This is a genomic window from Paenibacillus daejeonensis DSM 15491 (assembly GCF_000378385.1).
In the GTDB taxonomy this organism is placed as follows: Bacteria; Bacillota; Bacilli; order Paenibacillales; family Paenibacillaceae; genus Paenibacillus_D; species Paenibacillus_D daejeonensis.
This window is the reverse complement of record NZ_KB899669.1, coordinates 175,288-186,024: the sequence shown is the minus strand read 5'-3', so window position 1 is coordinate 186,024 and position 10,737 is coordinate 175,288. Positions and strand designations below refer to the sequence as shown.

The window sequence follows — 10,737 nt, the reverse complement described above, 5'->3', positions numbered from 1 at the left end:
CGTACAATAATAGTTGTGCGACATTAATCGGCAAAATTTGTCTTATTTCGTCATAATTATAGGACAAAATGACTATATAATCAAGGGAAATGTTAGATATTTGTGCCTTAAGACTCAATTCGCTTATTTTTTGTGTCGCATAAAATCCATGAGGCTTTCTTCTACATAATCTGGGGCTGTTTTCTTAATTTGGTCTACCGTGTGAAGATAACGCTGAGTCGTATTGATATGCGAGTGTCCCAACGTAACTTGCACCTGCTGCAGGGTTGCGCCGTGGAGTAAAGCCAAGGTGGCATTCGTATGTCGGAGCCAGTGTGGAGTCAACTTTTTGCTGATGGAACACTCGCGGGCCGCCTGGCTGATAATTCTCTCGATCTGTCTGGTCGACACTTGAAAAAGAACCAGGTCGGGTGATGGCTCTTTTTGGCCAGACAAAATGCGGGCATACTCCAGGTACATTGTCCACAGTTGCTGTGGTATTTTGATTTCCCGTTCTTTGCCCCCTTTCCCCTTTGTAATTGTGACCCATACCCCCGATTCCGTAATGTCCGAATAGAAATCCCGCCACTGAATGGCCGTAAGCTCTGATACGCGAAGTCCCAGCAATACTAAGGATAATCCGATTAAATAGTTGCGCAAACCGCCTTGTTGAAGCTGAGTTAGCACAAGCCCGACTTCATTACGGGTAAGGTAGTGGCGCTTGCTGGTTACTGGTACTGGCGGTAGCCGCAGCCGCGAAGCGGGGTTTTGCGAGAACAGATTAATATTGGGATCACTGCCCCATTTATAGAGCGATTTGAGAGGGGCAATACAGGCGGCGATCGTCGCGGGAGCCAGCTTGCGGGGGGAGTTTTTGGTCCCGGCCGTTGTATGGAGGTGACCCAGATGCAACTTGAAGGCCTCTAGCTCTCGCCAGGTCACTGAATTAAGCGGCTTGTATTTTAGAAATGCCCGGAACCGTTCAATGGCCCGGACATAGTTTTTATGAGTATGGGCAGACCCGCTGCATGTGGCCAAAAACATTTGGATAATTTGACTGTCATTGTACTGTAAATCGTTGTTTTCCATGATGTCGAGAGATGCCGTTTCGCTGTGTTTTACTACTGTGGAAGGTTCCATATTTGCATTCCTCCTGCGGTCTAAGATGTCGCACAACTATTATTGTACGCCACACCACTATATCGTCCGAAAGGCGAAAACATTATAGGGGGGTAGCAGGAAAAGCGGGGTACATAGGGCAGGGAGGGCCATCAGGTGAGAATGCTTGTGTTCAAGAAGCCAAGAGTACATCAATTTGGAGATTTACTAGGAGTCGGGAGCTGGATGGAGTTGCTGAAGCAGAAAACTCCAGAGACGTATGAGCATTGTAGTCGGGTGGCACTGCTGGCGGAGAAGATGGCGGTAGCGTTGCAATTCAGCAAGCCAGAGACCGACCGGCTGATGCGGGGCTGCTTCGTCCATGATCTCGGCAAGGTGATGATCACGAGGGAAATCCTCTATCAGCGGGCCAAGCTGACGCCGGACCAATGGGTCATCATGAAGCTGCATCCCGAGCTGGGTGCGGAGATGTTGGAGCTGCAACCGAGGTTTGATCCCGGTATCATTAAGCTGGTTCGACATCATCATGAGCGCTGGGACGGAAAAGGTTATCCGGATCGGCTGCGCGGCGAAGAAATTCCGCTGTTTGCCCGGATTTGCGCCGTGTTGGATGCCTATGACAGCATGACCTCCAGCCGACCCTACAGCAAAGCTTTCACCGAGCAGGAAGCCTTAGAAGAGCTGCTGAGACACAGTGGGACCCAATTTGACGGCCATATCGTCGACGTTTTCCTTCGCGTACATCAAGAAATGCGCAAGTTCACCAATTGAGAGGGGCAGCATATGTCAGTCAAAGTTCTGGTCGTCGATGACTCTGCATTTATGAGAAGTTTCCTGATTAAATATATCGACACGGATCCCAGGCTGGAAGTCGTCGGAACTGCAGCTAATGGTAAGGAGGCTATCGAACGGGTCAAGGCCTTGCAGCCTGACGTCATCAGCCTTGATATTGAAATGCCCGGAATGAACGGTCTGGATGTCCTCAGAACGCTGATGCGGGAGCATCCGGTGCCTGTCATCATGCTAAGTTCATTGACCAGTGATGGGGCCTCGGAGACCATCGAGTCCTTGCAGATTGGAGCCGTTGATTTTATACACAAACCAAGCTCCACCTTTATCCTCGATATCCATCGGATTATGGGAGAGCTCAATAACAAGTTATATGCCGCCTCTGCCGTCAAGCCCAAACGTCTGTCGCCGCCACGTACAAGAGTGCAGGCAAATGCACCGGTTGGATTTGCCCAACGTCTGAGTTCAGTAGACAGGATGCAGCGTCAGGTCAAACGACTCCTGGCCATCGGTACCTCGACTGGCGGGCCGCAAGCGCTGACCGCCCTGCTCTCGGATCTGGAGGCAGGGTGGGATTGCCCCGTGCTGGTTGTTCAGCACATGCCGCCCCAGTTCACTGCGTCGCTGGCTGCGAGGCTGAACAAAATATCGCCGATGCCGGTCGTTGAGGCAGTGGATCAGGAGCTGTTGCAGAACGGCAAGGTTTATATTGCTCCCGGCGATTATCACATGACCGTCGAGCGCGCCAGCGACGGATACCGGATCGCCCTGCACCAACAGGCGGAACGGAGCGGACACCGCCCTTCGGTGGACGAGCTGTTTGCTTCACTGGCCCCTCTGGAGGAGCTGCAGCGGTATTTGGTTCTACTGACAGGCATGGGGAAAGACGGAGCCGAGGAGATGCTCCGAGCGAGACGCAGCGGCCAGGCAACGACGATAGCCGAAGCGCGGGAGAGCTGTATCATTTACGGCATGCCAAGGGCTGCTATTGAGGCAGGGGGAGCGGAGCATGTGGTCCCGCTTGGTGAAATGGCCGAATTCCTAACCGGTTGTATGCGCAGATAACATTCACGCAAGGAGGAAGCACCATGCTGGCATCAGCGGTGGAGCAATATGTGGAATTTGGCGTAGGCGGCGAGAATTATGCGATCCGAATCGCCGACGTTCACGAGATTATCAAGCTCCAAGATATTACCGATATTCCAAACTGTCATTATTATGTCCGGGGCGTTATCAATCTGAGGGGTAAAATCGTCCCGGTTATCAGTCTTCGCAGCCTGTTTGCCCTGGAAGAATCAGAGCCCACCAAAGCTTCGCGAATCGTTGTGGTTGCCCATGCCAACGACGCGGTGGGCCTTATTGTCGACCATGTCAATCAGGTCACACTGTTCTCCGACATCCAGCCGCCACCGGAGCGGGTCGGGGGAATTAGTGGCTCCTACTTTGTTGGCATAGGCATCACTTCAAACGGATTGGTTGGCATACTTAAATTGGACGAAGTGCTGATCCAGAGCTAAAGGTGGGAACATAATGCTTGATTTGTCTGAATTTCGCGACATCTTCCTCGAAGAGCTAAGCGAACAGCTGCAGACCATCGAGGAAGAACTGCTCGCGTTGGAGCGGGAGGGCGGCACGGACGCAGGCATCCAGCGATTATTCCGTGCAGCGCATACCCTTAAAGGATCTTCGGCTGCCATGGGCTACGCGAAGCTCAAGGACCTGACCCACGAGATGGAGCATGTGTTAGAGAAGCTACGCAACAGGGAACTTCAGATTTCACAGCAATTGGCCAGTTTGTTTTTCGAGGCCCTGGACGGCTTGCGTCAGCTACAAAGCGAAATCGTCCATCATCATACAGAGCAATCGGATATGGCCGATACGATCCAGGGGCTGCGGGGATATACGGCGAGCACCAGCCCGCCCCCACTGCAGGCACCACCCCTTCTTCCCTATGAGATCTATCAAAAGTTTCTTGCTGCACAGGATAAGAAACGCCAGTTGGTCTGGTTGACATTGCAGCTCTCAGAGCATTGCGAAATGAGGTATGCGCGATTCCAGATTATCGAAAGGAAGCTGGATGAGCTGCTGGAGCTGATCTGGCGGGAGGAGGACGGTACGGGACCTACAGATGAAGCGTCTGAGGCCTCGCGTTCGGCGCGCTGGCTTGTCTCGACCAGCCTGACAGCTGAAGAACTGAATGAGCTGGCATCGGCTCTAATGGATGTGGAGCAGGTCGATCTGGAGCTAGCCCAGATGGAGCGGCTGCAGACCCAACCGGAGGTTATCGTCGCCGAGGAGGAGACCATCCTGCCTGAGCTTGTTGTCCAAGCGGGTCGTGGGGTACGACAAGACACAGCCAAAGCGGCTTCGATTCGAGTCAATGTGGATCGTCTGGAGCAGTTGATGAATCTTGTAGGGGAGCTGGTAATCGACCAGACCCGGATTCAGCAGGCAGGGAAGATCCTACGGCAGCGTTTCGGACCGGATGAAGCCTTCGATGAGTTCAGCCAGCTCTCTGACCATCTGACCCGAACCGTCGGGGAACTGCAGGAAAGCGTAATGAAAGTACGGATGCTGCCGATCGAGCAGCTCTTTAACCGATTCCCGCGGCTCGTTCGGGATCTCTCGATCGCGCTCGGCAAAGAGGTCGAACTGATTCTTGAAGGCAAGGATACGGAGCTGGACCGCAATCTGATTGAGGAGATCGGTGATCCGCTAATACACTTGGTGCGCAACGCGGTTGACCATGGGCTGGAATCACCGGAGGACAGACGCGCGGCGGGCAAGCCAGTCAAGGGTAGCCTGCGGATCACCGCGGCCCATGAGGATGATCAGGTCAGTCTGTTGATTGAGGACGACGGAGCGGGAATCGACACCGACAAGCTGCGCCAGGCCGCCGTGAATCGAGGGGTGATGAGTGCAGCGGAAGCAGCACAACTCTCAGAGCACGATGCGGTACAACTGATCTTTCACCCCGGTTTATCTACAGCTGCCAAGCTGAGCGATGTCTCAGGCCGCGGCGTCGGCATGGATATTGTCCGCAACGATATTGAGCGGATGAACGGACTGATTGATATTGATACCGAACGGGGGCGAGGGACGCAGTTCAAAATTAGGTTGCCACTGACTCTCGCGATTACGACAGGTCTGGTCATTACGATAGCTGGACGAACGTTTATTCTGCCGATGAGTAACGTTGCCGAGATTGTCCGGGTTGAGGAGGCGGCAGTCCGTACGGTTAACGGCATTCCGGTTCTCACATTGCGTAATCAGGTGATTCCGGTTGTACATATTCACCGTTACTTCGGCTACCCCGAGCCTGCCGATTCCGGCCGGTACCGGCCTTTGGTCATCATCGGACGCGCAGAGAAACGTGTGGCGCTGGCCGTGGACGAGTTGATTGGCAATCATGAGATCGTCGTACGTTCGCTTGGTCCCTATATCGGCAAGGTCGAAGGGATTTCGGGTGCCACTATTCTGGGGGATGGCAAAGTCGCCTTGATTCTGGAAACTGGTGGCATCATTAAAATGATTACTCGTTAACAGCACGACATACATTGAAGGGGTTCCAAGCGACCCAGGGGAGAATGACAACATGAGATGGTTATATAATTTGCGCACGAGTGTAAAGCTGATTTCGGCATTTTTGATCATTTCCGTCATCATGGCATTTGTAGGGCTGTTCGGCGTCATTAATATGGGCAAGCTTAACAGTAGTTTAGAGACGATGTATCAAGATAACCTGGTACCGGTCAAGGAGCTGTTGGAGGCCCAGAGCAAGTTTATTGAAATGCGTGTCGTGATCCGCGATGTACTCCTGTCGGATGCTAACGACGCACGGAACCGTCTGGCTGAGCGTTACGAAGAGCTCAAGCGCGAGGTGGAGGGGCATATCGCCGTCTTCCGGACTACAGCCCTGAGTGCGGAATCGCAGGAAGCCATTCGGCCTTTTGAAGACTACTGGAGCACTTACAACGGCCTATATGAGCAAGCCTTGCAGATGGGCCAGTCGAACAGGGGGGAAGAGATGGGCGAACTGGTTCGTGGTGAACTGACCGAAGCGGGTAACACCATGATCAGTCTACTGGATAATATGGTTAGCATTAATGTAGCCGAGGCCGACCTGGCACGGGGAACAGGCAATGAGCTGTTCAATTCTTCCCGGTTGATCACCATAGTGATCCTGGTTGTAGCGGTACTCTTGTGCATCGTATTTGGTACGGTCATCTCACGCGTGATCTCCGGTCCGTTGGGCAAAGTGGCTCATTTGGTCAATCAGGTGGCGGATGGTGATCTGCGCCAGACCATCGGTATTCGTACCAAGGATGAGATCGGGCAGCTCGCGATGGCTATCGACAGTATGGTTGAGAACCTACGGCGGATTGTAGGAGGCATTCTAGGATCGGCTCAGAGCGTCTCTGCGGCGGCTGAGCAGATCTCTGCCAGCACCCAGGAGGTTGCCAGCGGCAGCGCCAACCAAGCCAATGCGGCACAGACGATTAATGAGCTGTTTGTCGAGCTGTCGTCGGCGATTCACTCGGTCGCACAGAATACGGAACAAGCCTCGGAAATCGCAGAATCGACGATGACACTGGCGCGCGAGGGAGGGGAGGTCATCCGTTCTTCTGTGGAGAGTATGCAGCAGGTTAACGGACAAATGCGCAAGCTGGAAGGCGATTCGCAAAAAATCGGCGAGATCATCGAGGTCATCGAGGATATTGCCGATCAGACCAACCTTCTCGCGTTGAACGCAGCGATTGAAGCCGCCCGTGCTGGCGAACAAGGCCGAGGCTTCGCGGTCGTAGCAGACGAGGTGCGTAAGCTCGCAGAACGCAGTGGCGAGGCGACCAAGCAGATTGCGGGCATCATCAAAGGCATGCAGGACAATACGCGTCAGAGCGTCCTCGCCGTACAGGAAAGCACCGTGTTGTCTGAGAAAACAGGCGAGTCCTTCCGCAGTATCGCAGATATGGTCGATGAGTCCGGCCAGAAGGTTGCGGAGATCGCAGCGGCCAGTGAAGAGCAGGCTGCACAATCCTCAACCGTGCTGAGCGCCGTGGAGAATATCTCTTCGGTCACCGAGGAAGCAGCGGCCAGCAGCGAAGAGACAGCTGCTACTGCCCAGTCCCTAGCTCAGCTGGCAGAAGAGCTGCAGCATTCGGTGTCTACGTTTAAGCTGGATTAAGGATTACGGTGCGGGGGTGAGCCTCGCACCGTTTTTACATTGGGCAGCTCTGGCCGCATGAAGCCCCTTGGTGCCGAACATGGCGAATTTGAATTGTTTGTGGGATAATGAGAGAGGTTTGGATCGTCTGGTAAGCTTGCTCTGACAGGCCGGCATGACATTCGGGACAACTCAACTCTAATCAGAAAGCCGGTTATAAGCTGTGTACTATTTTTTACTCTTTTATGCCGTTATCTATATGGGAAATGCCGTATTCGGCACGTATATGCCCGTGTATTTTCAATCCGAGGGTCTGTCACCTTCTCAGATCGGCGTTCTGCTGAGTCTTGGACCGCTGGTTGCCGTGTTGGCCCAGCCCGTGTGGGGCGCTATAGGTGACCGGGCACGCAGCAAGAACAGCGTCTTGGCGGTGCTGCTGGTAGGGAGCGGGATCGTCATGCTCCTGTTTCCGCTATCCTCGGCATTTATTTATTTGCTGCTGATGGTCTGTCTGTTCACCTTTTTCCAGACTTCCACGTTTGCGCTCAGCGACACGATCACTCTGGAGCAGTTGGACAAGCAGTCCCGCTGGAGCTTCGGACCGATCCGGCTCGGCGGTACCTTCGGCTTTGCAGCGATGTCGGTGTTTTTTGGCTGGCTGGCGACCCGGGATATCGGGTACATGTTTCCAGTGTATGCATTGGTGATGCTGGCCTCGCTCCTCATTCTTAGTCGACTGCCGCGTGTCGCCGGAGCCCGGGCGCGGGGGAGCACAGAGCGGGTCTGGGTGCTGCTGAAGCACCGTAAGCTGGTAACGTACATGAGTATCAGTCTGGTGCTGCACATCACGATGGGGTACTACTACTCATTTTTCCCGGTCTATTTCCGCGATTTGGGCGGGGACAATGCGCTGCTTGGCTGGTCGATGCTGATCTCATCGCTCAGCGAAATTCCGTTTTTGCTGCTAGCGGCCAAGATTTTCAAAAAGGTTCGCATCACGACCGTGCTGCTCGTAGCCGGGGGCGCGTCAGCAGCCCGCTGGTTCATCTGCTCGCTGACCGATAGCGCGGTCTGGCTGCTGCCCACCCAACTGCTGCACGGTCTGATCTTCATTGTTTTGACCGTCACGCTGGCCATGTATATTAACCAGGTCGCGCCCAAGTCGCTCAAGGCGAGCGGACAGACACTCAATGGGCTGCTGACGCTGGGGGTGGCTCGCATTATAGGCAGCTTCTTTGGTGGATTTGCCAGTGAAGCCATTGGCATGCGTATGGTGTTCTACGTATGCGGCTGGATTGCTCTAGCTTGTTGTTTGTTCACGCTTGTCGTTCTACTTCGCGAACGCAGAGAAGAGGCCGCACAGCCCGTTTAGGGCGGCGGCCTCTTCTGTTGTTCTATGGGTGATAGGATGATTACTATATCAGCTTAGCATTTTGTACCATAGTGCATGCTAGTTGCCAAAAGGGGCTGGCTGTTTCACCCTGCGTACTAATAACGGATATTTGTCAACCTAATAGCGATCTAAAGGCCTCATCAGCTGCTGCAAGCGTCTGATCAATATCCTCGTCTGTATGGGCCGTGGTCAGGAACCAGGCTTCATACTTGGAAGGAGCGAGACAGATGCCGTGGTCCAGCATCGTGCGGAAGAAGCGGGCGAACTGCTCGCCATCTGTATCCTGCGCTTCATCATAGTTGGTCACGGGGTGATCGCAGAAATGCATGGAGAACGAACCGCGGATCCGGTTAATCGTTACAGGGATACCATGACGGTCAGCCGCTTGCTGCAAGCCTTCGGTCAGACGAACAGTAAGGTTTTCCATACGGTCGTAAACCCCCTCTTGCTGCAGCACCTCCAGACAAGCGATGCCCGCCGAGATGGAGGCCGGGTTGCCGGCCATCGTGCCTGCCTGATAGGCAGGGCCCAGTGGGGCGACCTTCTCCATGATGTCTTTGCGCCCGCCGTAGGCGCCAATGGGCAGACCGCCGCCGATGATTTTGCCGAGTGCGGTCAGATCAGGCTGGATCGCCTCCGGGTCAGGGAAGACGCTATAGGTCTGGGCAGCGCCATAATGGAAACGGAACGCGCTGATCACCTCATCATAGATGACCAGAGCGCCGGCATCGCGGGTCAGACGGCACAGCGCCTCCAGGTAGTCTGGTTGTGGCATGACCATGCCGAAGTTGCCGACAATCGGCTCGATCATGACCGCAGCGACCTGGTCGCCCCAAGCGGCCAAAGCCTGCTCCAGCGCCGACAGATCGTTGAAGGGCACAGTGATGATCTCTTGGGCAATGCTGCCTGGGACGCCGGCGCTGTCGGGGATACCGAGCGTCGAAGGGCCGGAACCTGCAGCGACCAATACAAGATCGGAGTGGCCGTGATAGCAGCCGGCGAACTTGATGATTTTGCTGCGCCCCGTATAGGCCCGTGCCACCCGGATCGTCGTCATGACAGCTTCGGTTCCAGAGTTGACGAAGCGGACCTTGTCCATCGAGGGGATGGCTTCCTTCAGCATGCGCGCGAGCTTGATCTCCAGCGCCGTCGGCGTACCATACAAGGTACCGGCTCGCGCGGCGCCAATGATCGCCTCCGTAATATGCGGATGGGCGTGTCCGGTAATGATCGGGCCATAGGCAGCCAGATAGTCGATGTACTGGTGGCCGTCCACATCCCAGAAGTGGGAACCTTCCGCACGTTGCATGAAGACGGGTGCACCGCCGCCCACCGCTTTGAACGAGCGCGACGGACTGTTGACGCCACCTACGATATGCTCGAGTGCTTCTTCATATAGCAGCTCAGACTTCGGCCGAATTTGATTTGATGCCATAAATAATAACCTCCATAAGTCATTTATGATTTGAACCGCATAGCTGCAGCCAAAATAAAAAGGAGCCTACGGTCACGGATCGATCTTCCGATCGCTGTTGTCCCCGGATTTCTTAATTTGTTAACCGCTCTAGCGGTTGAAATCCGGGGACTGCTATGCTTCCGAAGCTAGCTTTTCTGCGAAAAGCTTTCAGGCTAACGCTACGCAGCATATGCTCTCGAAGCCGCTTTCTTTCAAGAAAGCGTTGACCAGACTCGATTCCGTGCCTCTCCGGTATTTACTCAACAGCCTACACAACCTGCTTGGATTTTCGCAGCAAGTCGGCATGGCCACAATTAACATGGCCGCAACCAAGTAACAAATGTTACTTAAATCTGTGTAATGAGGCGACATGGCCGCGATTAAGTAACAAATGTTACTTGAATCGATGAAGTGAGGCGTCACGGCTGTAATTAAGTAACAAATGTTACTTGAATCGATGAAATGAGGCAACACGCCCGCAACCAAGTAACAAATGTTACTTAAATCTGTGTAATGAGGCGCAATGGCCGCATTTAAGTAACAAATGTTACTTAAATCGATGAAATGAGGGTAGCGTCAAGAAGTTTGTGTAAGCAGGGAACAACTCCCAACGAGTGGCGTGTAATTAGGTGTTGAAATAGATAGACGAGTGTAGCCCAAGCGAAGGCGCGGGAGCCCGAAGGGTGGTTTAGGTTTCCTCCTCCCTTGTCGGATAACGCTCCTCAAAGAGCGCCTGGAGTTTCTCCTTCACCAGAGCATCATTAAATCCACGGATGACGCGGCTCTCAAAACGCTCGTTGTAGGTTGTCACCTCTAGGTAAACGATCTTCTCCGCCG

8 protein-coding genes and 1 pseudogene are annotated in these 10,737 nt (G+C 53.9%); 6 read left to right on the top strand and 3 right to left on the bottom strand.

Annotated elements, in window-relative coordinates; all coding sequences use genetic code 11:
- Positions 1–123: 123 nt before the first annotated feature.
- Positions 124–1,119 (bottom strand): tyrosine-type recombinase/integrase, encoded by a 996-nt coding sequence (locus F556_RS0124890; protein WP_020619724.1) that lies wholly within the window; start codon positions 1,117–1,119, stop codon positions 124–126.
- Between the two features lie 204 nt (positions 1,120–1,323).
- Here F556_RS0124890 and F556_RS0124885 point away from each other — a divergent pair, with 204 nt between their 5' ends.
- The 6 genes from F556_RS0124885 to F556_RS0124860 all read left to right on the top strand — a co-directional run bounded on the left by F556_RS0124885 (position 1,324) and on the right by F556_RS0124860 (position 8,423).
- On the top strand, positions 1,324–1,869 hold the full coding sequence (locus F556_RS0124885; protein WP_020619723.1) for an HD-GYP domain-containing protein: 546 nt from the start codon (positions 1,324–1,326) through the stop codon (positions 1,867–1,869).
- 12 nt (positions 1,870–1,881) lie between these two features.
- Positions 1,882–2,952 carry a protein-glutamate methylesterase/protein-glutamine glutaminase gene (locus tag F556_RS0124880; protein WP_020619722.1) on the top strand — a complete coding sequence of 357 codons (1,071 nt, stop codon included), beginning with the start codon at positions 1,882–1,884 and terminating at the stop codon, positions 2,950–2,952.
- Between the two features lie 23 nt (positions 2,953–2,975).
- Entirely contained in the window at positions 2,976–3,404 is a 429-nt protein-coding gene (locus F556_RS0124875; RefSeq protein ID WP_020619721.1) for a chemotaxis protein CheW, read from the top strand.
- A 13-nt stretch (positions 3,405–3,417) separates the two neighbouring features.
- Complete coding sequence (locus F556_RS0124870) at positions 3,418–5,430, top strand: chemotaxis protein CheA (RefSeq protein WP_020619720.1); 2,013 nt, start codon at positions 3,418–3,420, stop codon at positions 5,428–5,430.
- A 52-nt stretch (positions 5,431–5,482) separates the two neighbouring features.
- Entirely contained in the window at positions 5,483–7,072 is a 1,590-nt protein-coding gene (locus tag F556_RS0124865) for a methyl-accepting chemotaxis protein (protein ID WP_020619719.1), read from the top strand.
- Positions 7,073–7,274: 202 nt separating this feature from the next.
- Positions 7,275–8,423: an MFS transporter gene (locus F556_RS0124860; RefSeq protein WP_020619718.1), complete on the top strand. Its 1,149-nt coding sequence runs from the start codon at positions 7,275–7,277 to the stop codon at positions 8,421–8,423.
- Between the two features lie 133 nt (positions 8,424–8,556).
- Here the strand turns inward: F556_RS0124860 and F556_RS0124855 are convergent, their stop codons facing one another.
- Positions 8,557–9,879, bottom strand: coding sequence for a glutamate-1-semialdehyde 2,1-aminomutase (locus F556_RS0124855; RefSeq protein WP_020619717.1), 1,323 nt, complete (start codon positions 9,877–9,879; stop codon positions 8,557–8,559).
- A gap of 709 nt (positions 9,880–10,588) precedes the next feature.
- A pseudogene (locus F556_RS39285) lies at positions 10,589–10,737 on the bottom strand (IS256 family transposase); the annotation flags it as partial.

What these genes read in the sequence shown, in the direction of transcription:
- F556_RS0124890 (WP_020619724.1), bottom strand. Translation starts at nt 1,119, where the DNA reads ATGGAACCTTCCACAGTAGTAAAACACAGCGAAACGGCATCTCTCGAC.
- F556_RS0124870 (WP_020619720.1), top strand. Translation starts at nt 3,418, where the DNA reads ATGCTTGATTTGTCTGAATTTCGCGACATCTTCCTCGAAGAGCTAAGC.
- F556_RS0124880 (WP_020619722.1), top strand. Translation starts at nt 1,882, where the DNA reads ATGTCAGTCAAAGTTCTGGTCGTCGATGACTCTGCATTTATGAGAAGT.
- F556_RS0124855 (WP_020619717.1), bottom strand. Translation starts at nt 9,879, where the DNA reads ATGGCATCAAATCAAATTCGGCCGAAGTCTGAGCTGCTATATGAAGAA.
- F556_RS0124865 (WP_020619719.1), top strand. Translation starts at nt 5,483, where the DNA reads ATGAGATGGTTATATAATTTGCGCACGAGTGTAAAGCTGATTTCGGCA.
- F556_RS0124885 (WP_020619723.1), top strand. Translation starts at nt 1,324, where the DNA reads ATGGAGTTGCTGAAGCAGAAAACTCCAGAGACGTATGAGCATTGTAGT.
- F556_RS0124875 (WP_020619721.1), top strand. Translation starts at nt 2,976, where the DNA reads ATGCTGGCATCAGCGGTGGAGCAATATGTGGAATTTGGCGTAGGCGGC.